Origin of the sequence: Quadrisphaera granulorum (assembly GCF_003149145.1) — a bacterium.
Classification (GTDB): domain Bacteria; phylum Actinomycetota; class Actinomycetes; order Actinomycetales; family Quadrisphaeraceae; genus Quadrisphaera; species Quadrisphaera granulorum.
Map to the genome: position 1 here is coordinate 79,127 of NZ_QGDQ01000020.1, position 24,228 is coordinate 103,354.

The 24,228-nt window shown below is 70.6% G+C and carries 24 protein-coding genes and 1 tRNA gene; 9 read left to right on the forward strand and 16 right to left on the reverse strand.

Going from position 1 to position 24,228, the window contains the following annotated elements; genetic code table 11:
- Positions 1 to 2: 2 nt before the first annotated feature.
- Entirely contained in the window at positions 3 to 830 is an 828-nt protein-coding gene (locus BXY45_RS15380; RefSeq protein WP_109775395.1) for a hypothetical protein, read from the reverse strand.
- Positions 827 to 1,444 carry an RNA polymerase sigma factor gene (locus BXY45_RS15385; RefSeq protein ID WP_211319607.1) on the reverse strand — a complete coding sequence of 206 codons (618 nt, stop codon included), beginning with the start codon at positions 1,442 to 1,444 and terminating at the stop codon, positions 827 to 829. The genes BXY45_RS15380 and BXY45_RS15385 overlap by 4 nt, the downstream gene beginning before the upstream one ends.
- An 85-nt stretch (positions 1,445 to 1,529) precedes the next feature.
- On the opposite strand from BXY45_RS15385, the gene BXY45_RS15390 reads away from it, so the two are divergent.
- A complete protein-coding gene (locus BXY45_RS15390; RefSeq protein WP_109775396.1) occupies positions 1,530 to 1,922 on the forward strand; it encodes a phage holin family protein in 393 nt (130 codons plus the stop codon).
- 303 nt (positions 1,923 to 2,225) lie between these two features.
- Here the strand turns inward: BXY45_RS15390 and BXY45_RS15395 are convergent, their stop codons facing one another.
- Positions 2,226 to 4,784: a DEAD/DEAH box helicase gene (locus BXY45_RS15395; RefSeq protein ID WP_245961852.1), complete on the reverse strand. Its 2,559-nt coding sequence runs from the start codon at positions 4,782 to 4,784 to the stop codon at positions 2,226 to 2,228.
- Between the two features lie 181 nt (positions 4,785 to 4,965).
- On the opposite strand from BXY45_RS15395, the gene BXY45_RS15400 reads away from it, so the two are divergent.
- Together BXY45_RS15400 and argG are read left to right on the forward strand one after the other, a co-directional pair.
- Positions 4,966 to 5,874 (forward strand): ATP-binding protein, encoded by a 909-nt coding sequence (locus BXY45_RS15400; RefSeq protein ID WP_109775398.1) that lies wholly within the window; start codon positions 4,966 to 4,968, stop codon positions 5,872 to 5,874.
- Between the two features lie 81 nt (positions 5,875 to 5,955).
- Positions 5,956 to 7,392: an argininosuccinate synthase gene (argG, locus tag BXY45_RS15405; RefSeq protein WP_109775427.1), complete on the forward strand. Its 1,437-nt coding sequence runs from the start codon at positions 5,956 to 5,958 to the stop codon at positions 7,390 to 7,392.
- A 110-nt stretch (positions 7,393 to 7,502) separates the two neighbouring features.
- Here argG and BXY45_RS15410 read toward each other — a convergent pair whose 3' ends face one another.
- Positions 7,503 to 8,489, reverse strand: coding sequence for a helix-turn-helix transcriptional regulator (locus BXY45_RS15410; RefSeq protein ID WP_109775399.1), 987 nt, complete (start codon positions 8,487 to 8,489; stop codon positions 7,503 to 7,505).
- A gap of 106 nt (positions 8,490 to 8,595) precedes the next feature.
- Here BXY45_RS15410 and BXY45_RS15415 point away from each other — a divergent pair, with 106 nt between their 5' ends.
- Together BXY45_RS15415 and BXY45_RS15420 are read left to right on the forward strand one after the other, a co-directional pair.
- A complete protein-coding gene (locus BXY45_RS15415; RefSeq protein ID WP_109775400.1) occupies positions 8,596 to 9,156 on the forward strand; it encodes a mycothiol transferase in 561 nt (186 codons plus the stop codon).
- A gap of 51 nt (positions 9,157 to 9,207) precedes the next feature.
- Positions 9,208 to 10,233, forward strand: coding sequence for a GGDEF domain-containing protein (locus BXY45_RS15420; RefSeq protein WP_109775401.1), 1,026 nt, complete (start codon positions 9,208 to 9,210; stop codon positions 10,231 to 10,233).
- Between the two features lie 73 nt (positions 10,234 to 10,306).
- Here the strand turns inward: BXY45_RS15420 and mgrA are convergent, their stop codons facing one another.
- The 3 genes from mgrA to BXY45_RS15435 are packed head-to-tail and all read right to left on the reverse strand — an operon-like array spanning position 10,307 to position 14,183.
- On the reverse strand, positions 10,307 to 11,338 hold the full coding sequence (gene mgrA / locus BXY45_RS15425; protein WP_109775402.1) for an L-glyceraldehyde 3-phosphate reductase: 1,032 nt from the start codon (positions 11,336 to 11,338) through the stop codon (positions 10,307 to 10,309).
- Between the two features lie 33 nt (positions 11,339 to 11,371).
- The gene (locus BXY45_RS15430) at positions 11,372 to 12,274 is read right to left on the reverse strand and encodes an oxidoreductase (protein WP_109775403.1); all 903 of its coding nucleotides are present in this window, start codon (positions 12,272 to 12,274) and stop codon (positions 11,372 to 11,374) included.
- 10 nt (positions 12,275 to 12,284) lie between these two features.
- Positions 12,285 to 14,183, reverse strand: coding sequence for a cation:proton antiporter domain-containing protein (locus BXY45_RS15435; RefSeq protein WP_109775404.1), 1,899 nt, complete (start codon positions 14,181 to 14,183; stop codon positions 12,285 to 12,287).
- Positions 14,184 to 14,270: 87 nt separating this feature from the next.
- Here BXY45_RS15435 and BXY45_RS15440 point away from each other — a divergent pair, with 87 nt between their 5' ends.
- The 4 genes from BXY45_RS15440 (at position 14,271) to BXY45_RS15455 (ending at position 17,096) form a co-directional block, all read left to right on the forward strand.
- Positions 14,271 to 14,762 (forward strand): SRPBCC family protein, encoded by a 492-nt coding sequence (locus tag BXY45_RS15440; protein WP_211319608.1) that lies wholly within the window; start codon positions 14,271 to 14,273, stop codon positions 14,760 to 14,762.
- 66 nt (positions 14,763 to 14,828) lie between these two features.
- Positions 14,829 to 14,901, forward strand: a tRNA-Lys gene (locus tag BXY45_RS15445).
- Between the two features lie 157 nt (positions 14,902 to 15,058).
- The gene (locus BXY45_RS15450; protein ID WP_146211228.1) at positions 15,059 to 16,132 is read left to right on the forward strand and encodes a nucleoid-associated protein; all 1,074 of its coding nucleotides are present in this window, start codon (positions 15,059 to 15,061) and stop codon (positions 16,130 to 16,132) included.
- Positions 16,083 to 17,096: a RelA/SpoT domain-containing protein gene (locus tag BXY45_RS15455; RefSeq protein WP_146211229.1), complete on the forward strand. Its 1,014-nt coding sequence runs from the start codon at positions 16,083 to 16,085 to the stop codon at positions 17,094 to 17,096. Before BXY45_RS15450 ends, BXY45_RS15455 begins: the two co-directional genes overlap by 50 nt.
- An 11-nt stretch (positions 17,097 to 17,107) precedes the next feature.
- On the opposite strand, the gene BXY45_RS15460 is transcribed toward BXY45_RS15455, so the two are convergent.
- From BXY45_RS15460 to BXY45_RS15500, 9 genes are all read right to left on the reverse strand, one after another.
- The gene (locus BXY45_RS15460; protein WP_170131550.1) at positions 17,108 to 18,244 is read right to left on the reverse strand and encodes a tyrosine-type recombinase/integrase; all 1,137 of its coding nucleotides are present in this window, start codon (positions 18,242 to 18,244) and stop codon (positions 17,108 to 17,110) included.
- A gap of 1 nt (position 18,245) precedes the next feature.
- Entirely contained in the window at positions 18,246 to 18,530 is a 285-nt protein-coding gene (locus BXY45_RS15465) for a hypothetical protein (RefSeq protein ID WP_109775408.1), read from the reverse strand.
- Positions 18,527 to 19,216 (reverse strand): recombinase family protein, encoded by a 690-nt coding sequence (locus BXY45_RS15470; RefSeq protein ID WP_211319609.1) that lies wholly within the window; start codon positions 19,214 to 19,216, stop codon positions 18,527 to 18,529. Before BXY45_RS15470 ends, BXY45_RS15465 begins: the two co-directional genes overlap by 4 nt.
- A 235-nt stretch (positions 19,217 to 19,451) precedes the next feature.
- A complete protein-coding gene (locus tag BXY45_RS23875) occupies positions 19,452 to 20,132 on the reverse strand; it encodes an HGGxSTG domain-containing protein (protein ID WP_281270605.1) in 681 nt (226 codons plus the stop codon).
- A 207-nt stretch (positions 20,133 to 20,339) separates the two neighbouring features.
- Complete coding sequence (locus BXY45_RS15480) at positions 20,340 to 21,554, reverse strand: AAA family ATPase (protein ID WP_109775409.1); 1,215 nt, start codon at positions 21,552 to 21,554, stop codon at positions 20,340 to 20,342.
- The gene (locus BXY45_RS15485; RefSeq protein WP_109775410.1) at positions 21,551 to 22,135 is read right to left on the reverse strand and encodes a hypothetical protein; all 585 of its coding nucleotides are present in this window, start codon (positions 22,133 to 22,135) and stop codon (positions 21,551 to 21,553) included. The genes BXY45_RS15480 and BXY45_RS15485 overlap by 4 nt, the downstream gene beginning before the upstream one ends.
- A 235-nt stretch (positions 22,136 to 22,370) precedes the next feature.
- Entirely contained in the window at positions 22,371 to 22,607 is a 237-nt protein-coding gene (locus BXY45_RS15490) for a hypothetical protein (protein ID WP_109775411.1), read from the reverse strand.
- A gap of 13 nt (positions 22,608 to 22,620) precedes the next feature.
- The gene (locus BXY45_RS15495; protein WP_109775412.1) at positions 22,621 to 23,118 is read right to left on the reverse strand and encodes a hypothetical protein; all 498 of its coding nucleotides are present in this window, start codon (positions 23,116 to 23,118) and stop codon (positions 22,621 to 22,623) included.
- Positions 23,119 to 23,153: 35 nt separating this feature from the next.
- Positions 23,154 to 23,996: a hypothetical protein gene (locus BXY45_RS15500; RefSeq protein WP_146211231.1), complete on the reverse strand. Its 843-nt coding sequence runs from the start codon at positions 23,994 to 23,996 to the stop codon at positions 23,154 to 23,156.
- Between the last annotated feature and the right edge of the window lie 232 nt (positions 23,997 to 24,228).

The window sequence follows — 24,228 nt, forward strand, 5'->3', positions numbered from 1 at the left end:
GGTCAGTGCTCGCCGCGCTGCAGCACCCGCTCGGTGGTGCGCCCGTCGGCCAGAGTGGTGCGGACGGTCAGCGAGCCGGTCGACCAGGCGGGCCACCAGGCCACGAAGTAGCCGCTGCCGAGGGTGGCCGCCACGCGCTGGCCCCGGTCGTCCGTGACGACGACGCCCGTCACGGCGGCACCTGCTCGCCCCATCACCAGGGTGAAGGTGCCCCCCTCGTCCCTGCTGGAGAGACCACCACCGACGGTCACCCCGTCCTCCGGAGGGGCAGCCAGGTTGTCGCTCGGTGACCACGCGCTGGGGCCGATGCGGTCGAGCGGCACTCCCGGGCGGGTTCGAGGGTCGGACGACAAGCAGCTGGCAACGCCCTGCGGCGTGACGGCGACCATCGCGGTGAACAGCCCCCGCGTCTCCGCGACGCCTGCGATCTGCGGCCCGGGGGCAGGCGTGTCGTCGCCCGGCGGCCGACGGGAAGCGACGGCGAGGCAGTCGGCCTCCCACGAGGCGGCTTCAGCAGCGGTCAGGGGCGTCGGGTCGGGGGTCCAGGAGGCGAAGGCCTGCGGGGTCCCCTGGTCGGACACCACCTGCGCGGCCACGAGGCCGGCCGCCGTCACTGCCGCCGATGCGCCGACCAGCACCCACCTGCGGCGCAGCCGGGCCGAGCGCCGGCCGGTCGCCGTCGTCGTCCTGCTGGTGAGGTCTTCGGGCGTGCGCGGCGTGGCCAGGACGCGCGCCAGCAGTGCCTCCGCCGCCGGGGAGGCGGGGTCGGGCGTGGTGTCGCGGGTGGGGTCGATGCGGGTGAGGTCCAGCTCGGTCAGGGGGGCGTTCATCGGGGGCCTCCGTCGTCGGCAGCAGCGGTACGGGGGGTAGCGGGGTGGTCGAGGTGCACGCGCAGACGGCGGCGGGCGCGGACCAGGCGCAGGCTGAGCGCGGTGCGGCTGATGCCGAGCACCTGCGCGGCCTCGACGGTGCTCAGCCCGTCGAGCGCGGTGAGGGTGAGCGCCTCCTGGTCGGACGGGCTGAGCAGGCACCAGGCGCGGGCGAGGTCGACCTGGGAGACCACGTGGTCGCTGCCGTCGGGGACGACGTCGGCGGGCAGCGCCGTGCCCACGCGCACCGCGAGCGCCTGACGGCGGGCGTCGCCGCGGCGGGCGTTGAGCATGGTCCGCTGCGCCACGCCGAACAGCCAGGCGCGGGCACGGCCGTGCTCCTCGGGGACCTCCTCCAGGCGCCGCCACGCGACGATGAAGACCTCCGCGACGACGTCCTCCGCGGCCAGCGGGTGCAGGCGCCTCTCGACGAACCTGACGAGGTCGGCGTAGGTGGCGCGGAACAGGGCCTGGTAGCGGTCCTCGTCGGGCACCGGCCCTCCTGCCGTCATCGAGTCGGGCGCGTGCCGCGGTGGTGGGGCCGCGGCGGGGGCGGTGGTCAGCGGGGTGCTCACACCTCTACGTGTCCACCCCGCGTGCCGTTGCTACACCCGTGCCGCTCCTCAGCTCGAATCCCGGCTCGTCTGCCAGCATGCAGACATGTCCGTGCTCGTCCGTGTGCTCGTCAATGCCGTCGCCCTGTGGGTGACCACGCTCGTGGTGCCCGGCATCGACATCACGAGCAAGGGCGGCCACCTTGAGCAGGCCCTGACGTTCGTGCTGGTGGGGGCGGTGTTCGGCCTGGTCAACACCGTGGTGCGCCCGGTGGTGAAGCTGCTGTCGCTGCCCCTCTACGTACTGACGCTCGGCCTGTTCTCGCTGGTGGTCAACGCCGCGATGCTCGAGCTGACCGCGTGGGTGTCGAGCTTCACGCCGCTGACCCTCGTGGTGGACAGGTTCTTCTGGTCGGCGGTGCTCGGTGCCGTCGTCGTGGGCCTGGTGTCGTGGCTGCTGGCACTGTTCATGCCGGAGCGCCGCCACCACCGCGTCTGACAGCCTCGCGAGATCCGTCACAGCACGAGATGGTTGATGCCCAGAGTCGGCGCTGCTCTCCCTCACGTCGAGCTGGAGCTCGACGTGGACATCGACCTGGACACCCGCGCCGAGAGCGGAACGGTGCCGGGAGCTGCGGAGCGTTGGCCCCTTCAGCGTGAGCGGAATGTCACGCTGAAGGGGCCAACAGAACACAGCTCCCAGAATCACGACGGTGGCAGTAGGGCTGGCGTCGCTGCTGGTGGAGACACGGCGTGCACGACATCTCCTGAGAATGAAGCGTCGAGGCAGAACACCACTGCTTCACATGCGCTGAAGTCCGTGACCGGCGATGACCGCGGTGCCCTCCAGATCGGAGGCCTCCAGGTCGACCGTGGCGAGGAAGCCCCAGTCGTGGTCGCCCGCCGGGTCGTCGACGACCTGCCGGACCTGCCACAGCCGGGCCTCCCTGTCGTGGGTGATCTGCAGCAGCGCGGGAGCGCGCGAGGCGGCGGACACGCCGACGTCGTCGTGCTCGGCGTAGTAGTCAGCGACCACCGCCTGCCAGGCGTCGAGGTCGAGCGCGGGGTCGAGCTGGGCGAGGTCCCACGCGCGGCGGCGCGCCAGCAGGTCCACCCGCTGCCACATCGCGTTGCGGACCTGCACGGTGAAGGCGCGCACGTTGGCGGTAATCCCGCGCAGGGCCGGCGGGGGTGGCGGCGTCCCGTCGAGCAGCGCCTCGGGGTGGGTGAGCGCCTCCCACTCGTCGAGCAGGCTGGAGTCGGTCTGGCGGACCACCTCGCCGAGCCACTCGATGACGTCGTCGAAGCCCTCCACGCGCCGGTCTTCCGGGACGGTCTGGCGCAGCGCCCGGTAGGCGTCGGACAGGTAGCGCAGCACCGCCCCCTCGGAGCGGGTGAGGTTGTAGCGGCGGACCAGGTCGCCGAAGGTCATCGCCTGCTCCAGCATCTCCCGCACCACCGACTTGGGGCTGAGCGCGTCCTCCGGCAGCCACGGCGCGCTCTGGCGGTACTGCTCGAACGCCGCTCCGAGCAGCTCCTCCAGCGGCTTGGGCCAGGTGATCTCCTCGAGCAGCTCCATCCGCTCCTCGTACTCGATGCCCTCGGCCTTCATGGCCGCCACGGCCTCACCGCGGGCGGCGAACTGCTGGGCCAGCAGGATCGGGCGGGGGTCATCGAGGGTCGCCTCCACCACGCTGACGACGTCGAGGGCGGGCGTCGGCGAGGTGGGGTCGAGCACGTCGAGCGCCGCCACCGCGAAGGTCGACAGCGGCTGGTTGAGCGCGAAGTCGGCCTGCAGGTCGACGGTGAGGCGCAGCGTGCGGCCGTCGTCGTCGGGCTCGGGGAGCTTCTCGACGACGCCGGCGGCCAGCAGCTCGCGCACGATCGCGATGGCGCGCTTCACCAGGCGCACCTGGGTGGCCCGGTCGGAGTGGTTGTCGCGCAGCAGCCGGCGGAACGCCGGCACCGTCGGGGCGGGGCGGGCGATGGTGTTGAGCACCATCGCGTGCGTCACGCACATCTGACTGGTCAGCGGCTCGGGGGCCGCCGCCACGAGGCGCTCGAAGGTGGGCTGCGCCCAGCTGACCTCGCCCTCCGGCGGCTTCTTCTTGACCACCTTGCGGCGCTTCTTGGGGTCGTCACCGGCCTTGGCGAGCGCCCGCTCGTTCTCGATGAGGTGGTCGGGGGCCTGCACCACGCACGTGCCGGAGGTGTCGAAGCCGGCGCGGCCGGCGCGCCCGGCGATCTGGTGGAACTCCCGCGCGCTCAGCAGGCGGGTGCGGCGGCCGTCGAACTTGGTCAGTGACGTCACGAGCACCGAGCGGATGGGCACGTTGATGCCCACGCCGAGGGTGTCGGTGCCGCAGATGACCGGGAGCAGCCCCTCCTGCGCGAGCGTCTCTACGAGGCGGCGGTACTTGGGCAGCATCCCCGCGTGGTGCACGCCGACGCCGTGGCGCACGAGCTTGGACAGCACCTGCCCGAATCCCGCGGTGAACCGGAAACCGCCGAGGGCCTCCCCGATCCGCTCCCGCGCTCCCTTGTCCGCGACAGTTACTGAGAGCAACGCTTGCGCACGTTCCAGTGCGGCGGCCTGGGTGGGGTGGACGACGTAGACCGGCGCCTCACGCGCCTCGAGCAGCTCTTCGAGCGTCTCGTGCACGGGCGTCATGGCCCAGCGGTGGTGCAGCGGCACCGGCCGCTCGGCGCCCGCGACCAGTACGGCCGGTGTGCCGGTGCGGCGCAGCAGGTCGTCGGTGAAGCGCGTGGTGTCGCCCAGGGTCGCCGACATGAGGAGGAACTGCGCGCGCGTCAGCTCCAGCAGCGGTACCTGCCAGGCCCAGCCGCGGTCGCGGTCGGCGTAGTAGTGGAACTCGTCCATGACGACGAGTCCGACGTCCAGATCGGCCCCCTCGCGCAGCGCGCGGTTGGCCAGCACCTCCGCGGTGCAGCAGACCACCGGGGCTGCCGCGTTGACGGCGCCGTCGCCGGTGACCATGCCCACGTTCTGGGCTCCCAGCACCTCCACCAGCGCAAAGAACTTCTCACTGACCAGCGCTTTGATGGGGGCGGTGTAGACCGACCGGCGCCCCGAGGCCATCGCTGCCGCGTGGGCGCCGAGCGCCACGAGCGACTTGCCCGAGCCCGTGGGTGTGGCGAGCACCACATGCGAGCCGCTCACCACCTCGATAAGCGCCTCCTCCTGGGCCGGATAAAGGCTCAGCCCGCGGTCGGTGGCCCACCCCTCGAAGGCCTCGAAGACGGCATCCGGGTCACCCGCCGCCTCGCCGGAGGGCAGGCGGGAGGGCAGGTCTGGACGGCGGTCCACCTCGAGGTCGTCGGTCGGGGCGGCGGCAGGCACGCCCTCGAGCGTCCCACGTCCGGGCGAGTCCACCGCGGCGAGCCGACATCCGAGCGGGTGTCCTGCACAAGCAGGCCGGTGCATCCTCGCTGAGGTCACCTACTGTGAGGGACACCGAGCTCGGCACCCCGTCCCGAGCCCCGGTTCTCCGTTCCACGTTCATGGGCCGGCTGGAGGTGGCGTGGCACAGCTTGAGGCGTCGCACGGCGCCGGTTCGCCGTGGCGGTCCGGCACCAGGTACCCGCCTGTGACCGCCTCCGTGCGCGAGGCCCGCCGCTTCGTGGAAGCCGAGCTGGCCGCCCGCGGTCACGAGGAGCTCGCCGACGACGCCGGCCTCGTGCTCAGCGAGCTCGCCGCCAACGCCGTGCTCCACGCCCGGACGCCGTTCGAGGTGGTCGTCACCGGTCACGACCGCCAGCGCGTGCGGGTGGAGGTGGTCGACGGCAGCACCGCCCTACCCGTCCTGGCCGACACCCTCAGGACGTCGATGACCGGGCGCGGCATGGTGCTCGTGGCGGCGCTGGCCTCGCGCTGGGGCAGCGAGCGGCTCGACTCCGGCAAGTCGGTCTGGTTCGAGGTGGGCGGGGAGCAGGACCGGACCGACCCCGACGACCCCAGCGCTGAAGACCTGCTCGCCATGTGGGCAGACCTCGACACGGCAGTGACCGTCGTCATCCCCGACGTGCCGGTGGGGCCGCTGCTGGCCGCCAAGGAGCACCTCGACGACCTGGTCCGCGAGCTGCAGATCGTCATGCACGACCCGGCCTTCGTGGCGCGCGCGGAATCGGAGGCGCCGGAGGAGGTCGTCCTGGCGCGCCGGCTCGACGCCGCGGTGCAGGCCTTCGACTCGGCGCGGGTGCAGGTGCGCACGCAGGTGGTGAGGGCGGCGCGCGCCGGCGCGCAGCTGGTCACCCTGGAACTCGTGCTGGAGGCGGGCACGGGCGTGCACGCACGCCGGTTCCTGGAGGCCGTGGAGGAGGCAGACCGGCTGTCGCTGCGCGGGCTGCTCCTGACCCGTTGCGACGAGCTGAGCCAGCACGTCGCCATCCGCCGCCGCTACCTCGACGAGGTCATGCGCCAGCTCGGTTGAACAAGGGGCTGAGCGGCCGACGGACACAGCGGGCAGCACGGGATGCACTGACCGGCCCGGCTCCTGGCAGGATCTGTGGCCGTGTCCAAGGTCCTGACCTCCCTGCCCGTCGGCGAGCGCGTCGGCATCGCCTTCTCCGGAGGTCTCGACACCTCCGTGGCGGTCGCCTGGATGCGCGACAAGGGCGCCGTGCCCTGCACGTACACCGCGAACATCGGCCAGTACGACGAACCCGACATCGACGCTGTGCCCGGCCGCGCCGGGGCGTACGGCGCCGAGCTGGCCCGTCTGGTCGACTGCCGCGAGGCGCTCGTGGAGGAGGGCCTGGCCGCGCTGACGTGCGGCGCGTTCCACATCCGCTCCGCCGGACGGGCGTACTTCAACACCACGCCGCTGGGCCGCGCGGTGACCGGCACCAAGCTCGTCCGGGCGATGCTCGACGACGACGTGCAGATCTGGGGCGACGGCTCCACCTACAAGGGCAACGACATCGAGCGGTTCTACCGCTACGGCCTCATGGCCAACCCGGCGCTGCGGATCTACAAGCCGTGGCTCGACGCGCAGTTCGTGGCCGAGCTGGGCGGCCGCAAGGAGATGTCGGAGTGGCTGGTCGCGCACAACCTGCCCTACCGCGACTCCACGGAGAAGGCGTACTCGACCGACGCCAACATCTGGGGCGCCACCCACGAGGCCAAGAGCCTGGAGCAGCTCGACACCGGCATCGAGATCGTGCAGCCGATCATGGGTGTGCGGTTCTGGGACCCGGCCGTGGAGATCGAACCCGAGGACGTCGTCATCGGGTTCGAGCAGGGCCGTCCGGTGTCCATCAACGGGCGCACCTTCTCCTCCCCGGTCGACCTGGTGCTGGAGGCCAACGCCATCGGCGGGCGTCACGGGCTGGGGATGTCCGACCAGATCGAGAACCGCATCATCGAGGCCAAGAGCCGCGGCATCTACGAGGCGCCGGGCATGGCGCTGCTGTTCGCCGCGTACGAGCGCCTCGTCAACGCGGTGCACAACGAGGACACCATCGCCACGTACCACTCCGAGGGCCGCCGCCTGGGTCGGCTGCTCTACGAGGGCCGCTGGCTCGACCCGCAGGCACTCATGCTGCGCGAGTCGCTGCAGCGCTGGGTGGGGACGGCGGTGACCGGCGAGGTGGCGCTGCGGCTGCGCCGCGGCGAGGACTACTCCCTGCTCGACACCTCCGGCCCGCACCTCTCGTACCACCCGGACAAGCTCTCGATGGAGCGCACCGAGGACGCCGCGTTCGGCCCGGTGGACCGCATCGGCCAGCTGACGATGCGCAACCTCGACATCGCCGACTCGCGCGCCAAGCTGGAGCAGTACGCAGCGCTGGGCCTGGTGGGTCCGGACGCACCGGGCGTCGGTCTGGTCGGCGGCTTGGAGGCCGCTGCGCTGGAGCCGGGCGGGGCGGAGGAGATCGCCTCCAGCGGTCAGCCCTCCCCTGACGACCGCCCGATCGACCGCGCCGCCATGGAGGCCGGCACCGACTGACCCCGGCCTCACCCATGATCACCACACCGTCCGTGATCATGGACTTCCGCACCACTTTCCGTCCGTGATCATGGGCAGTCGGCCACTCCGAGGTGGCCGACTGCCCATGATCACGCGGAGGAGGCGGAGGAGGCGGCGGCGAAGCGCTCGGACCAGGCACGCAGGTGGTCCCGCAGCGCGGAAGGCTCCACCGCGCTGACGTCGCAGCGAGCGCGGGCCAGCGCGAACGCCGCCCAGTCGAGGCTCTCGGTGGACATCCGCAGCCTGCACCTGCCCCGTTGAGCCGGATCGAGCTCCTCGATGTGGGCCCACCCTCCGAGCCGCGCACGGGCCTCGTCCGCGGGCACGTGCAGCACGGCGCTCACTTCGTGGCGAGCAGGCGCCGTCCTGATGCTCCCCTCGACGACGGCGAGGGCGTCCGGCCCGGGCAGCTCGCGCGGACGGAACCGCCCTCCCTCGACTCTGGCCGTGGCGGTGCGGTCCACGCGGAGCGTGCGCCAGTCACCGCGGCCGAGGTCCCACGCGAGCAGGTACCAGCGCCGTCCCAGCCTCACCAGGGCGTGCGGCTCCACGCGCCGCTGCGTGCGGGTGCCGTCGGCGGCGGTGTAGTCCAGCGCCAGCCGCTCGGTGTCGCGGCAGGCCTGGGCCAGGGTCAGCAGCACCGCCGGGTCTGGGCCGCCCTCAGCACCCCACGGGCCGCTCACGGCCACCGCGCGCAGCGCATCGACCCGCCGCCGCAGCCGCGGCGGCATCACCTGCACCACCTTCGTCAGGGCGCGCAGCGCCGGCTGGGCGGCGGCGCCGTTGTCGTCGTCGTCAGAGTTCGTGGCGGCTCCCTGGAGGGCGAGCGCCAGCGCGACGGCTTCCTCGTCGTCCAGCGCCAGTGGCGGCAAGGACGCTCCGGCGGCGAGCCGGTACCCACCCTCGGGGCCGGACGTGGCGTCGACGGGATAGCCGAGGTCGCGCAGCCGCTCGACGTCGCGGCGCAGCGTGCGGACCGAGACGCCCAGCCGGTCGGCCAGCTCGGGCCCTGGCCAGTACGCCCGGGCCTGCAGGAGTGACAGCAGGCGCAACGTGCGCGACGACGTGTTGGCCACGTCGACAAGTGTCGTCACATTGCGGACAGCAACTGGCCGCGACCGCTTCTAGCGTCGTCTCCACCAGGGCGAGGGCATTCCTCGCCCGCAGCCACAGGAGGCACCCGTGTTCGCTCCCGGCACCCACACCGAGGCCGAGGTCTTCGCCGGCTTCATCGCGACCCAGCTGGAGGCTGTCCGTGCAGCGGCGTTCGGGCTCACCGACGAGCAGGCGCGACAGCGACCGTGCCGCAGCGAGCTGTCGGTCGGAGGGGTGGTCAAGCACGTCACATGGGTGATGCGGCAGCGCGGTCACGACCGCGTCATGGACGCCGCCGGCTTCGCGTCCTTCACCGACAGCTTCACCCTCCGCGAGGACGAAACGCTCGCCGGCACCCTGGCCACCTTCGACGAGGTCCGCGCGACCTACCTGGCCGACGTCCGCGCCACCGACCCCGCCGCTGCGATGACCGAGCCACCCGCTCCCTGGGACGGACGCCCCGAACCGACACCATCGGTGCACCGGTACGCCCTCGCGCACGCCGTCGAGGAGTTCGCCCGGCACGCCGGCCACGCTGACGTGCTGCGTGAGCAGCTGGACGGCGCGACCGCCCTCCCATTGCTCCTGGCAGCTCACGGCATCCCCGGTAACGCGTTCGCCAGCCCGTGGACCCCGCCAACGGACTGATCGGCGTCCCTCAAGCGGGAATAGCGCCACGCCGATGCGAGGAAGGTGCAGGTGACCGATCCCGCGTGGGGCGTGCGCGTCCTGGGCGTCGCGGGGTCGATCGTCATCGCCGTGGTGCTGGCGCTCGACGGCTTCCCGCACCCGCCTGACGCCAAGCACCTGGTCAGCGTGGTCGCCTGCCTCGCCAGCGCCGCCGTCTTCTCCTGTCTCTCTCCCCGGACCCACCGCCGCATCGCCGCCGTGATGCTGCCGGCGGGCCCCGCGGTCGGGTGCACCAACATCACCATCGCCATGCGAGTCGCTGACTCGCCGACCACGGCGATGACGCTGTCCCTGCTCTACGTGTGGTTCGTGACCTTCTGCGATCTCTACGGTCGCCGCTGGCACAGCCTGCTGGCGCTGTCCGTGACCGCCCCCGGGCTGGCCATCGGCCTGTGGGGCCAGATCGGCGGGCTCCGCGCTGTGATCTTCGCGATGTCGACCGTCGTGGTGCTGTCGGTCTCGTCCGTGGTGCTCAGAGCCGTCTGCGAGCAGGTCCGCCGGGCCAGCACCACCGACGTCCTCACGGGGGTGCTCTCGCGGCGCGGTCTGGCGGAACAGGCTCCGGCGTTCGCGGCACGTGCCCGCTCGCGCGGACAGCGGGTGGCCGTCGTCGTCCTCGACCTGGACGGGTTCAAGACGTTCAACGACGTGCACGGACACGCCGCTGGCGACGGCTTGCTCACGCGCGCTGCAGCGGCGTGGCGCGCGATGCTGCCCGTGCCGTCCCTGCTGGCGCGCACCGGCGGTGACGAGTTCGTCGCGCTGGTGACGTCGGGGCGGAATCGCCCCGCGGTGGACCCGGCACTGCTCGACGCGCTGCGGCGGGCCGCGCCCGACGGCGTCCGCGCCAGCGCGGGGGCGGCCACGTGGATGTACGGCACCACTTTGGAGACCGCGACCCACGAGGCGGACCGGTCCATGTATCTGGACAAGGGCGAACGGCGCCGCGGAGAGGCTCGATCGCCCTCGCCGCCGGAACCCCGGTCAGGGTCAGAACAACAGCCGCACCCCGAGCAGCCGACCGCCGGCGTCTGACCGCTGATCTCCGACGGGAGCGGTAGTCCCGACGAAAGCTGTACTGCCGACGGACGCTGCGAGCCCGGCTGGGTCAGTCGCCCGCTTCGCGGGCGCCCGCCCACAGGTCGACGCCGGAGTCCACCGCGTGCTCGTCGATGGCTGCCAGCTCATCGGCGGTGAAGTCCACGCGCGCCGCGGCGGCCACGTTGTCCTCGACCTGCTGAACGCTGGACGCACCGAACAGGGCCGTGGTGATGCGAGGGTCGCGCAGCACCCAGGAAAGTGCCATCTGCGCGAGCGTCTGCCCGCGCCCGTCAGCGATCTCGTGCAGCGCGCGGACCCGGGCGAGGTTCTCGTCGCTGAGCATGTCCATGCCCAGGGAGGAGCCGCGCGAGGCGCGCGACCCCTCGGGCACCCCGTGCAGGTACTTGTCCGTGAGCAGCCCCTGGGCGAGCACCGTGAACGGGATGCAGCCGACTCCCTCGCGCTCCAGCACGTCGAGCAGCTCCGGCTCGACCCAGCGGTTGAGCATCGAGTAGGAGGGCTGGTGGATCAGCAGCGGAGTACCCAGCTCCCGCAGGATCCGCGCGGCCTGCGCGGTGCGCTCCGGCCCGTAGCTGGAGATGCCCACGTAGAGCGCCTTGCCGGCCCGGACGGCGTCCGCGAGCGCCGTCATGGTCTCCTCCAGCGGCGTCTCCGGGTCGGGCCGGTGGTGGTAGTAGATGTCGACGTAGTCGAGGCCCATCCGCTGCAGCGAGGCGTCGAGGCTGGCCCGCAGGTACTTGCGGGACCCGTGGTCTCCATAGGGGCCGGGCCACATGTCCCAGCCGGCCTTCGTGGAGATGACCAGCTCGTCGCGATAGGGGCGTAGGTCCGAGCGCACGAGCTCGCCGAAGTTCTTCTCCGCGCTGCCGTAAGGGGGCCCGTAGTTGTTTGCGAGATCGAGGTGGGTCACGCCGAGGTCGAACGCGCGCCGCACGATGGCGCGCTGGCTCTCCAGGGACCTGTCATCACCGAAGTTGTGCCAGAAGCCCAGGCTGACCAGGGGCAGGTCGAGGCCGCTGCGCCCGCAGCGGCGGTAGGTCATCGTCTCGTAACGGTCATCCGCGGCGATGTACGTCATGCCGTGCATCGTCGCAGCCCGCCCCCAGGGTGATCATGGGTGGTCGACGCCCGTCAGCTGCGCGGTCAGCGCCCACAGGTCTGCGGCGAGGCCGAGGTCACTGGCGAGCGCGGTGCGTCCCACCAGGCGCGGGGCGCCGCGCACCTCCCCCGGCCCGGACGGGCCGAGGAACGACCCGCCCGGCAGCTCTGCTGTGGCAGCCGCGAGCGTCGGCTGCGCACCGGCGGCGGCGCTCTGCGCGATGAGGCGGTTGCCGATGCCGGTGAGCCGATCGACGACAGCGTTGCCGCTGCGACCCTGCAGGTTGGTGGCCGCCCATCCCGGGTGCGCCGCCAGCACTCGCTGCAGGGAGCCGCTGGCGTGCAGGCGGCGCTGCAGCTCCAGGGTGAACAGCAGATTGGCCAGCTTGCTCTGCGCGTACGCAGCCGACGCGCTGTAGGGGCGCCGTTCCCAGTTGAGGTCGGTCAGGTCGATCTTCCCGGTCTTGTGGACCAGGGAGCTGAGGACGACGACGCGCCCGTCGCCTGCCAGGTGCGGCAGCAGCCGGCACACGAGCGCGTGGTGGCCGAGGTGGTTGGTGCCGACCTGACTCTCGAATCCGTCGGCCGTGCGGTCCAGCGGAACGAGCATGATCCCGGCGTTGGCAACGACGACGTCGATGCGGCGGGCGTCGTCGTCCTGCTGTGCCCACTGCTCGGCGAAGGCTCGCACGCTGGCGAGGTCGGCCAGGTCGAGCCGGCGTACCTCGGTGGTGCCGGCCAGGCCCGCGGCGACACGCTGGCCCCTGGAGGTGTCGCGCACGGCGAGCACGACCCGCGCTCCCCGGGCGGCGAGCTCCTTGGCGGTCTCTCGCCCGAGGCCGCTGGTGGCGCCGGTGACGATGACCGTGCGGCCGCGCTGGTCGGGGATCTGTGCGGTGGTCCAGGGCGTGCTCACCCGGCCGACGCTAGTCGGCGAGTTCGTGGGCGTAGCACCACCGCCAGGCCTCGCCGGCCTCCACGCTGCGCATCACCGGGTGCTTGCTCTCGTGCCAGTGAGCTGTCGCGTGCCGACGTGGGGAGGAGTCGCAGCACGAGACCACGCCGCACTCCAGGCAGCCGCGCAGGTGCACCCACGTGGTGCCCTCACGGACGCACGCACCGCACACGGAGGTGTCCTCGAACTGGCGGGTGCGCGGCGCGCGCTCGAGGTCCTCGCAGCCCGGGGTCGGGACGGCGGCACCGACCAGCGGCTCTGCTGTGCGCCCCGTCGCGGCGCCGGCCTCGGTGCTGCCGCGTGCTTCGTCGAGGAGCGACTCCTCGAGGTCGAGCTGCGCGAGCGCCGAGCGGAGCACGAGGTCGTCATAACCGCCGCTGCGCTGGGCGTCCAGGATCGCCTCGCGCTCCGCGGCGAGCATGGCCAGGCGCAGCCTGCGGTACTGGGCGGAGGGTGTCGCTCGCTCCTCCTCGGCCGGGCCCAGGCGCTCCCAGGCGGCGTCGACGCGGGCGCGGGCGCGGCCGCGCAGCTGGTCGACCACCGACGGAGCAGCCGCGTCGCCTGCGGCGACCAGCGCCTCGAGCCGCTCGAGCCCGGCACGCGCAGCGCCCTCGAGCAGCACCGCCTCAGCGAGGGCGTCCTCGGCGGGGTCGGGGCCGCGCAGCCCGAGGCGGCGCACCAGCAGCGGGAGCGTGAGGCCTTGGATGAGCAGGGTGCCTGCCACCACGGTGAACGCCGCCAGCTGGAGCAGCGGCAGTTCGGGCGCGGTGGCGGGGACGGCGAAGGCTGCGGCGAGGGTCACCACGCCGCGCATGCCCGCCCAGCCGACCAGCAGCGATCCGCGGAAGGTCCAGCGCGTGTCGTCAGCGGCGAGCCCCGGCAGCACACGCGAGGCCCCGGCAGCAGCGAAGAGGAAGAGCACGCGCACCACCACGGTGACGGCCAGCACGAGAAGGCAGAACCCGGCCACCGAGGCTGCCGACCTGCCGCTCTCGCCCACCGCTCGGAGCAGCACCGGCAGCTGCAGGCCGATGAGGAGGAACGCGGCGTTCTCCAGGAGAAAGGCGATGGTCTTCCACGTGGTCGTCTCGACTACCCGGGAGGTGGCGCTGCTGAGCCGAGCTGAGCTGCGGGCCAGCAGCAGGCCGGTGGTGACGACGGCGAGCACGCCGGAGCCGTGGGCCTCCTCGGCAGCCAGATAGGCCGCGAACGGCGCGGCCAGCGAGACGACGGTGACCATGACGGCGTCGTCCAGGCGGGCGCGCACCCACGAGAGCAACAGCCCGACCACGGCTCCCGCGGCTACCCCGACGACGACGAGCACCGCGAAGTCCAGCACCACGTCACCGGCGCTCACCGTGCTTACGAGAGCGGTGCTCGCTGCCGCGAGCAGCGCTAGCGCCGTTGCGTCGTTGACGAGACTCTCGCCTTCGAGCAGTCGCGTGAGGCGCCGCGGCATGCCGATGCGACGAGCGACCGCGGTGGCCGCGACGGCGTCCGGCGGAGCCACCACCGCCCCGAGCGCGAACCCGGCGGCGAGCCCGACGGCGGGCAGCGCGAGCGCCACCGCTCCGCCGACCGCCGCCGTCGTCACCACCACCGCACCCACCGAGAGCAGGAGGACGCCGGTGATGTCGCGCCTGAGATCGACCAGCGAGAGCTGCACCGCCGCCGCGTACAGCAGCGGCGGCAGCAGACCGGTGAGCACCAGCTCCGGTTCGAGGCGGATCTCCGGCACCCCGGGGACGGCGCCGAGGGCCGCCCCCACGACGACGAGCACGAGCGGGGTCGACAGGCCGAGGCGCTCGCACAGGTGCGCCACCGCCAGCACCACCGCCACGACTCCCAGCAGCACGGCAGCTGTGATCACTGCTCTACCCCCCGAGGCTCTGTGGCCCGGTGCCCTGCGGCCCGACGAGGACCTCCCCCGGAGGGGACGTGACCGTTACGGTCGACTGTGGCCATCGCACAGACGTACACCGTGGAGCGCCAGGTCCTCGTGGCGGCACCCCCGGAGCGCATCTTCGCCGAGATCGCCGACCTGCGGCGATGGCAGGGCTGGTCTCCCTGGGAGGGGCTCGACCCCGCGCTCGATCGCACCTACTCCGGACCGGGCTCCGGCGAGGGCGCCGCGTACGCATGGTCCGGCAACCGCAAGGCCGGCAAGGGCAGCATGCGGGTCGCGCGCGCGGAGGCGCCGCGGGTGGTGAGCATCGACATCGCCTTCGAGAAGCCCTTCCCGAACACCAGCACGTCGACGTTCACGCTGACCCCCGAGGACGACGACGGCGGCGCCCCCGCCACGCGCGTGACGTGGACCATGGTCGGCCCCAGGCCGCTGGTGATGCGGCTGCTCGGGCCGGCGCTGAGCATGGACAAGATCGTCGGCAAGGACTTCGAGCGCGGGCTGCAGCAGCTGCGGGCCGTATCCGAGGCTCCGCCCGCCTGACGCTCAGCCGAGGCACCCCGACCCGACACCCGATCGTGGCGCGGACGTGGGAACATCGGGGGGCCAGGGCCTCTAGCTCAACCGGCAGAGCAGCGGACTTTTAATCCGCGGGTTGTGGGTTCGAGCCCCACGGGGCCCACCGTCTGACCAGCAACGACGCCGGTCCGGCCCGCGGGGACTGCCGGGCAGCCCCTCCACATCCCCTCGGCGGTCCGCGCCTCTAGGGACTGTCGGTGGTGGCTGCCACGATGCATCTACAGCGGTCGCACGCAGCAGCGCAAGACGAGGGGGCTCTCTTGGCACTCATCACTCTCAAGATCAACCAGCTCGCCCTGCACCTCATTCAGCGCGCAGGTAGGTCAACCCGCACAGAGCCCGTGTTGAGCGAAGCGCTGACCCCGCTGGACGGCCAGAATCGCGGTTTCCTTCAGACACGACTCAGTGATGCTCTGAAGCGCGCCAGGCCAGTGGTGGAGGATCCGGAGCTGCCCGCCCAGGCACCGGCGGTCGTGAAGCAGTACCTGGACGGCACGACCCCTCTGCTGGAAACGTCGACAGCCCTCGCAAAGCTGCTCCAAGAGAGCCAACCAGGCGTGAGTCCTGCAGGCCTTCTGATGGTGGCCGATGGGTCCCTGGACAAGGAACCCATCCTCGTCATCGCGAAGCTGGAACATGAGACGGGCGCGCGCGCCAGGCAGCAGACGACCCCCGACGGGAAACAAATCTACGGGATGGAATTTCTCCAAGACCTGTTCTTCACCAAGGGATCGCGTGTATACAAGGTTGCCGTCTTCACGGCGCCTCCTAACGACACAGACCCACTGTTTGGTCAAGTTTCGGATCAGCAATCAGCCGGCAGCGCGGTCGCCGGGTACTTCATGAATGTGTTCTTGGGGTGCAACTTCACCCAACGAGCGGATGTCCTGACCGAACTCTTCCACAACGCCGCGCTGCGCTATTTCGACACCGTACAAGATCCCGCTCGCCGGGCGCACTATCAGGTGGCACTGCTCAGCGAACTGACAAGTAATCGTCAAGAAATCTCCGTGTCCGCATTCGCGCGCGACCACCTGGATCCTCAGGATCAGGTTCCATTCACTGACGCGGTGGGGAGCGAGTCCGTTCATCTCACCAGACCAGTCCCGAAGGATTTGACCCTGATTGCGTCGAAACTGGCTCGGGTCCAGATGGACTTCGAGAGCAATGTGATGCTTCTTGCGCCTCCCGAGGAGTTCGGGGAAGAAGGAACGGTAAGCATCGATGAAGCACCCGAAGGTCGCTCCACGGTGACGATCACCGACACCGTCAAGAGGGTGACCAGTGCCGGACGAATTCGGAAAACGGCGGGGGAGGCAGATGATGAATCTTAATGAAGCCCTGGAGAGGTACACCGCCGAGCGGCCGCGTTTCCAGCGCGCTGCCGAGCAGGTCCGAGTACGCCTGGAACACCTGGCGGCAGAGAATGGCCTCTCGTGCCGCGTCTCCGCACGCGAGAAGGACCCACAGGGTTACATGATCAAGGTAGTCACCAAGGGCTATGCAGATGCATGGGGTGAGGTGACCGATAAGGCTGGCGCTCGCGTTATTTTCGACAGGCCGTCCCACGTCGATGACTTCACTAAGATCATCGACGAAGACCCTGAGTTAGCAGTCATTCGAATCGAAGACAAGCGCGAGATCACCGACCCGGAGAGATTGGCCTATAGCGGCGTCCACATCCAGGTCGCCGTGACCGCCGACGACGGAGCGAGTGAAGCGATTGAGTGCGAGGTCCAGCTAAGAACGGCAGCCCAAGACATTTGGTCAATCTTGTCCCACAAACTCCTATACAAGCCAATCGTAGAACTTCCCCGCGAGCAGCAGCACGCCATCTACAGACTGGTTGCCCTTATCGAGCTCTTTGACATGGAAGTGGAGCGCGTCATGGACGCCCTACCACAGCAACCGGGTTACGAGTACTCGGAGGTGCTGCGCGAGGTGGAATCAGACTTCTTGCGACTCACAGAATCCCTAAGCTTCCGGCGACTCTCGATTTATATTCTGGACTCACTGCAAGGGGTGATTCCTTCCGACGACTCATATGTCACCAAGGTACGAGAGTACGTAGCGGCCAACGAGGAATCACTTCGCAGCATCTACTCGGACTACGGGCCACACAGTGACATGTCTAGTTCTCCGGACTATGCCCTATTCGGGCAGGCGGAGAGCCTGATGCTTTTGGAGCGACTGGACAACGACGCCTTTGCCCTACTGTCCGCCTGGAATGCGGCCGGGCTACCAGAAGAATGGCTACGTACGCTGGCTTCTGTGAGCGACGCTGACATTGCCTTTTGACTCGGCAAGGCTCATCCGAGCCCGCGGACAAACGTCGCCAGGCGTGCGGCGTCGGCGCTGTAGTCGGTGGCGTAGAGGTGGGCGTAGATCGAGTCGGTGGTGCTGATGTTGGCGTGGCCCAGCCACCGCGACACCTTGTAGATCTCGACACCCGCCGCGAGCCAGATGGACGCGGCGGTGTGTCGCAGATCGTGGAAGCGGACCGCCCCCACCCCCACCCGGGCAGCCGCTGGGCGGAAGTACCAGCGATAGAACGACTGGTGGTCGAAGGGCCGCTCCCAGTCCACCGCGTGCGACCCAACGGCTCGCCCTGGCCACAGGGGCGCGTCCGGGTTGGAGCGCGCGGGGTGCTCGCCGAGGTACGTGGCGAGGTCGTGCAGCAGGTCGTCGCGGAGCAGCGGCACGGTGCGCGTGGAGCGGGCGGACTTGGGCGAGCCCTCCACCCAGCCACCACGCACCCGCTGCATCGTCCGCCGGACCGACACCTCGCGGCGGAGCAGGTTGACGTCCCGCACTCGCAGCCCGGCCACCTCCCCCGCGCGCAGGCCGGTGTACGCGGCGAAGCGCACCAGCAGCCCGTAGGGGTGGGCGTCGTCGAGGGCAGCGGCCAGCCGCTCAACCTCTGCAGGTGACAGAAACCGCGCCTCGAAGGTCTCGTCGTGCCGAGCGCGGGGCAGGTCCGTTCCGGCGCAGGGGTTGGCGGCGATGTAGCGATGCCGCACGGCGTACCGCATGACCTTGTTGAGGGCGACGAAGACATTGCGGACGGTGGCCGCCGAGAGTCCGGACGCCCGCAGGTTGCCGACCCACGTCTCTACGTCCGCCGACGTGACGGTGGCGATGCGCCGCGTGCCGAATGCCGGCAGCACGTGGTTGTCGTAGACCTGGCGGTAGCTGGCCACGGTGCGCGGCTTCAACTTGTACGCGGAGGCCGCGACTGACGCCTCGACCACCTCGGCGACGGTCTTGCCGCGCTTCACGTAGGCGTCGGTGGGCGCGCCCGAGCCGAGCGAGGCCTCAACCCGCAGCGCGAACCGCTCGGCGTCTCGGCGGGCGGGGAACGTGCGCTGGCGGAACTTGGCACCGTCGCGCCAGCGCACCTCGTAGGCGGGCTTGCCGGAGCGGGCCACCTCACGAACGTGCGCCATCTCAGACCCCCACCCCAGCCGCATCGGCACTAGGCATGGCCAGCGAGAGCAGCCAGGAGACCGCTGCCGATCGGGACCGGAAGCCGAGACGCGAAGTTACCGCGCAGCGCGCGTGCAGGTCGGGCTTGTAGGCGGCACCCCAACGCGGCTTGGCGTGGGCCGAGCCGGTCCAGTCGCGGTAGTCCCACACGAAGCCGACACCCGGCAGCAGGAACGCCTGGCTGCCCGTGGGGGCGACGAGCCGCGGAGCCGAGAGCAGCCGCTGCTCGACGACGGGGGCGCTCATGCCGACACCGCCGCAACAGCAGATGCGGGATGCCGAACGGAGGCCGATGCGGACGCCGAGATGCCGAGCCGGGCGAGGATGCGGACCACCGTGGACGGGTGCCAGGTGCCACCGTGCGCAGTCGGCACCGCCTCGGCGTTGAGCGCAGCGGCGATGCGGCGTGCGCCGAGACCCTGGCCGTGGAGCGCGAGCAGTCGCGCTTCGGCACTCGGCAGCAGTGCCACCGGACGTCCGTGCGCCTCGCCGCGGGCCTGCTTGGCGCGGATGGCTGCTACTGTGCGCTCACCGATGACCCGCCGCTCCCACTGGGCGACCTGCATCATCACGCCCGCGACGAGTTCCCCGGCGGCGGTCGTAGTGTCCACGCCCAGGTCGAGCGCGACCACGGCCCAGCCCTGGCGGGAGCCGGTGCGCAGGACGTCGGCGAAGTCCAGCACCGAGCGCGAGAGCCGGTCCAGCTTTGCCACCACGAGCGCCTGGGCGTCGCCCCGCTTCAACGCAGCGAGTGCTGCTGCGATGCCGGGGCGCTTGAGGGTCTTGGCGGACCAGCCCTCGTCGGCGTACCAGGACACCGTCCAGCCGCGCCGAGCGGCTTCCGCCTCGATGCGGGCGCGCTGGGCTTCCAGCCCGAGGCCAGAGCGGGCCTGTTCGTCGGTGCTGACGCGCATGTAGCCGATGACGTGCACGGGGGTCTCCTCGCCGAGTTGATCATGGTCGGTGAGGGACTTCGTACGCCAATGCGTCCGTTTTGGCTACTCTCCGTGAGATCGGCGGCATCTTCGCTCGCTATCCGTCACGGTCTAGCGGTTGCGGCTCGGTCCTACGTTGGTCGCTAACGAGTCGGGCGGGCCGAGGGGGCCCCGGCTACCGAGACCGGGTCGGCGGTTCGGTAGCGGCCAGCGGGGAGGCCTCGACGGAGGCCTACCGCGAGATGTCGGCGAACCCCGGCGGGATCTTCGGCGGGTCGAGCCGGTCCAGCACCCACGCGGGCGGGTCGATGGAGCCGCGCTCCGCCAGCACCTCCCCCGGCACGGTGTCAGCGGGGTCGTAGGCGGAGCCGCGCTGCGGTCCCGTCGGGTCGCCCGCTCCAGCCGCCACGCGCTCCTGGTCTGCAACGGTCAGAGGTGCCGAGGCCCGCCCCCCAGGGGTGGGGGTGTCTGTCGAGGTGGGCAGCGGCGCGGCAGGCAACGCAGGCGGCTGCATCGCCGGAGCCAACTGCCGCTCGGCGTCCTCGGGCATGGGCTCCGTGCGCACCGCCTCATCGATGATTCCGGCGAGCAGGTCGTCGAAGGGCTGCGCGGTGGCCGCCGTGGCCACGCCGCGCTCGGTCAGCCCGGCGCGGTCCAGCGCGTCCATCGTCGCCCGCAGCCGCACCACCTCGTTGTCCGACGACATGGCTATCTTCAGCAGCATCGCCATCAGCGGGTCCGCCGCCGCCAGTAGCCGCTCGCGCGCCTTCTTCTGCGTCTGGGGAGCCGCCCCGCCATGCATGCGGCAGCGGTTGGTCCCGCGCATCGGCGCCGTCTGGCACGTCCCACCGCTGCGGGTCTTCGCGCCGCACACAGCGCTAGAGGTCGCACCGTGTAAGGGGTCTTCTCGCATCGCCTTGTCCTCTCTCTCGCTTCTGCACTTCGATGGCTTCTTCCTTGGCGCGCCCCTCCGCCCCGCCGCTTACCGCGCCGTCGCAACCGCGCCGCTAACCGCGCCCCTTAGAAGGGGGCGGCGCGGTTCGGCGCGGTTGGCTCGGTCGACCGAGCCACCGCGCTCCGGCGTGGTTTGGCGCGGTTCGGCGCGGTTGATAGAGCCCAATCACGGCTGCTCGTCCTGCCGGTAGGGGCGCAGCGACGTATGGCGGTGCTGCTGCCGGGAGTCGTCCCGCGCGACGTACCCCTCGTCCACAAGTAGTTGGAGCGCCTTGCGGCACGCGTTGCGTGCGAAGCGCTTGCCGATCACCTCGCGCTCCTTCTTGATGGCCCGTTCGATGCCCGTAGCGGTCCACACGTCATCGGGCTCGGCTGCTTCCAAGAGGAGGCTGATCTGCTCCATGTACCAGCTCGGACGGTCCGCGACCGTCGCGGCCTGCATGGCGGCTGGCTCCAGCGACCGCAGTTCGGCCTTGACGGAGGTCGTCCCGGCGATGGCGGCGTCGGGAGAGATGAGGTGGAACTCGGCGAAGACCTGGGTCCGATTCGATCGCTGCGCACCGCACCGCCCGCGGATGTAGCCGGGACGGTCCTTCGCTACGCACACCGTCACGACGCCGTGCTGGCCGCGCCCGAACGGCTGGCGGACCTCGTCCAGCAGGTAGGCCGCGCCGGTCAGCCCTGACAGCTTGTGCTGGCTGCCGAGCGCGAAGCGGCCGCGCGTCTCCTTGTTGAGGGAGACGTGGTCGATGGAGACGACCGCTGCGCCCGTCTGGCTCGCGAGTGCATTCGGAAGCCGCTGGTAGAAACTTGCTACGTCTGCTTCGTCGCGCGGGCTGAGGCCGAATAGCCCCATCCCCTCCGTGACCCCATCGAGCACGACCAGGGCGTACCGCTGGCGCAACAGCGCATCGAAGTGCTGCCGAGGCAGGCCGTCCACGGGCGGCCCCGCGGGGCTCACGTAGTGCAGGCACTCCGCGATGTAGTCGCGGCGCACCCCCAACGCGATCAGTCGATCCACTACCGAGCGCTCGTCCGACTCGAAGTCCACGTAGAGCACCTGCTCTGCGCGGCGCAGCTGCTCGGCTGCTGCTGCCTGCGCTAGCCATGACTTGCCAGACTCTGTCTCCCCGTAAACCAGGTGGTGCTTGCCGGGGTAGAACATCGCCAGCCCGTCGTCGCGACGCATCACCGTCGGCTGCAGCGGTTCCTGGCCACGCAGCGCCTCCGCTAGATCAACCGGTGCCCAGCTGGAACGAGACGATCCCGCCTGCGTGATGACCTCTTCCTCGTCCGGCGAACCGGCCAGGTAGTCGTCCAGTGCGAGGTCCGGCGGCTCGGCGACGTCGAACGGCCACTGGACGATGTGCAGGCCCGTCACAGCGCACGTCCCGCGCGGTAAGCCCCACCCCGACCGGGGGGCGGGGCTGTCGCGGCGAGCACTGCAAGCGAGTCCAGATCCGCCGGCACGAAGTCGACTGGGTCGTGACCAGCGGCCAGGTGGTCGGAGGCGTCCTTCCCGGTGACGGGCAACACGACGCGCAGCCGTGAGGCAATTACCCCCGCCCCCAGCAGCAGCGAGCGCGTCTGCAGCGCGCAGCGGGCGCCCGCGGCGTCGCGGTCCGCCACCAGGATCACTCCGCCCCGGAAGCCCGACCAGCGAGCGGCTTGCTCCCGCGTCCAGCCGGTACCGCCTTGCCAGTGGCTGAGAGCGGGCAGCCCGGCTGCGGTGAGGTTGTCGGCGTCCTTCTCCCCCTCCACCACCGCCAGGTCGTCCCACGGCCCCGCGGCGAGCAGGTGCGGCAGGCCGTAGAGCAGCGAGTCGAAGTAGGCCTCGGCGTGCGGGTACAGCGCTTCCAGCTTGCGCGGTGACAGCCACACGTGGCCCGGTTTGCGCCGCCCGAGCATCACGAAGGTCTTGGGCCAGCCCGGCAGCTCGTGACGTCGCTTTCGCAGGCACACCCGCCCGCGCTCGTCTGGGTAGTCGTAGATCGCAACCAGGTCGCCCCGGCGAGGGCGCTTCGGCTTGCGTCGCCCTGCTGAGGTGCCCTCTCCTTCGAGGTCGGCGTCCTCCGGCGAGAGCGGCAATGCGGCCGCCCGAGTTAGAATTGCTCTTGCCACAGTAAACACCTTCCGTAGTACGGGAGACGACGAGCCCCGGAGTCCAGTCCGGGGCTCGTCGCTGTTCTCGGTCAGTTCAGCGGACGCTGGCTGGTGCCGCGTAGCGAGACGCCAAGAACGCCCGCCAGGAGGACTCGTTGACGCGAATCTTGTCCAGGAGGATCGACTCCACGCAGCGACGCTCGACTGCTCCGCGGACCAACCGGAAGGGCAGTCCGTAGCGATCTGCGAGTTCCTGCATCGAGGGCCACTGGCTGGCGTCTCGGATGAACTCAGGCGACATCTCGCGGGTGGTCGATGGCCCAGTGCTCATGTCCTCTCTCCTCTCAGTTGACGAAGATGCTGGCCGCCCAATGCGGCTCGCCGAGGTACTTGGACGGAGAGGCCCAGATGAACTCGTAGGTGCAGTCCCCGCAGAGGGTCAGCCCAACGAGATGGGGCGAGAACGCGACGACGAAGGCGCCCCAGCAGCCAGGCTCTGCGCACCGGTCGCAGACCGCCCGATCGAGAGGCGGAGCGGTCTGCTTGGCGAAGCGCTGCAGCGCACGCCCGTAGGTGGTGCGAGCCGTCCAGGGCGGCAGCCGCCAGGCGGCCCCCGACCACCACAGGTATCCCTGCCCCAGACCCTGCGGACCACCAACGAGGCCTCGGCCGTCACCGTCGACCAGATCGTCCGGCGACTGCCCGACGATCTTCAGCATCGAGGCTTCGATGCGCTCGTCGGCCTCGAACCATCCGTTCCATCGCCAGTAGAGGTCGATGTCGCCGATGGCAGCGGCCTGCTGGTCCAGCAGGGCCGTCCCGCCGGGGGTGGGCGCCTGCACTCCGTGTGTCTTCAGACGGTCGCGCGGGACGTCCATCAGGCGGCCCGGCGGTACTGGGCGGGCGGGGCGTAGGTCCCCGTGGTGATCTGCATGACCGCCGCCGCACCACGGTGACGCACGCCCGTCCCGAAGCCCCGCACGAAGAAGGACTCCTGCAGGGGATAAGCCGTCACAGGCCCCGGCACTGCGATCAGCCCCCGGTTGGACGGGGTGGGGTGCTCACGAAAGCCCACCACATTGCGGCGGGAGTTGGGTCCGTCGGTGGCGACGACCAGCACGTACCCCTGAGGGATCAGCGTGGACTCGCTGACGAGCGCGTCGCCGTAGGAGCCGACGATCGGGACGCGGCCGTAGTTGGCGGGTGCCGCTGAGCCGATGACCTGCTTGCTAGTTAGGTAGGCGGGCGCCGAGACGGACGGGATGAAGTCGAAGCTGGCTGCGCTGTCGACGCGAAACTTGGAGATGACCTTCCGCTCGCGCGGATTGACGAAGATCAGCACCTTGCCGCCGTCACCGCCATAGCCGTGCTCGACCACCGTCTCGACCAGCGCGTCTACGTCGCCGCTGTCGAGCGTCACCGAGCCGGTCGTCATGTAGTGGTTGTGCGATCCGGAGAAAGAGGTGCCGCGGAAGGTCGGAGGGACGAAGCCATCACCGCTGAACAAGCCGTAGATCGGCACCCCGTTCTCGTTGAGACGCTGGGCCGGGTCGAACAGGCAGGTCATGAGCGCCTGGAACCGCTGGCGGTTGTCGGCCTCGTAGGCGCCGTTGATCTGGGCGCGCACCTCGTCCGCCGGAGCGTCCGCGAGGTACTGCCACGTGGAACGGATGGCGTAGTCGCGCCACTTGAAGTTGTAGCCGACCATCACCACCTGCATGCTCAACCGGCTCGAGGTGGGGACCCCGAACTCGGATGCATCTTCGAACTCGCCTCCGTCCCACGACTGCAGCACGGGGTGGGCGGAGTCTGTGTGCGTGAAAGTGAGCAGTGACGTGAGCGAGTCGCGGTCGTCATTGAGCCTTTGCCACTAGGACTTTGAGTGGTGACGCTGCGTCACACGGTGCGGTGGTACTCCAGGTGCAGCACCACCAGCGCTGCGGCGACGATGG

Excerpts from the sequence above, each read along its gene's own strand:
- BXY45_RS15380 (WP_109775395.1), bottom strand. The coding sequence starts at position 830 with ATGAACGCCCCCCTGACCGAGCTGGACCTCACCCGCATCGACCCCACC.
- BXY45_RS15390 (WP_109775396.1), top strand. The coding sequence starts at position 1,530 with ATGTCCGTGCTCGTCCGTGTGCTCGTCAATGCCGTCGCCCTGTGGGTG.
- mgrA (WP_109775402.1), bottom strand. The coding sequence starts at position 11,338 with ATGACGTACATCGCCGCGGATGACCGTTACGAGACGATGACCTACCGC.
- BXY45_RS15460 (WP_170131550.1), bottom strand. The coding sequence starts at position 18,244 with ATGGCGCACGTTCGTGAGGTGGCCCGCTCCGGCAAGCCCGCCTACGAG.
- BXY45_RS15465 (WP_109775408.1), bottom strand. The coding sequence starts at position 18,530 with ATGAGCGCCCCCGTCGTCGAGCAGCGGCTGCTCTCGGCTCCGCGGCTC.
- BXY45_RS23875 (WP_281270605.1), bottom strand. The coding sequence starts at position 20,132 with ATGCGAGAAGACCCCTTACACGGTGCGACCTCTAGCGCTGTGTGCGGC.
- BXY45_RS15490 (WP_109775411.1), bottom strand. The coding sequence starts at position 22,607 with ATGAGCACTGGGCCATCGACCACCCGCGAGATGTCGCCTGAGTTCATC.
- BXY45_RS15500 (WP_146211231.1), bottom strand. The coding sequence starts at position 23,996 with ATGCAGGTGGTGATGGTCGGCTACAACTTCAAGTGGCGCGACTACGCC.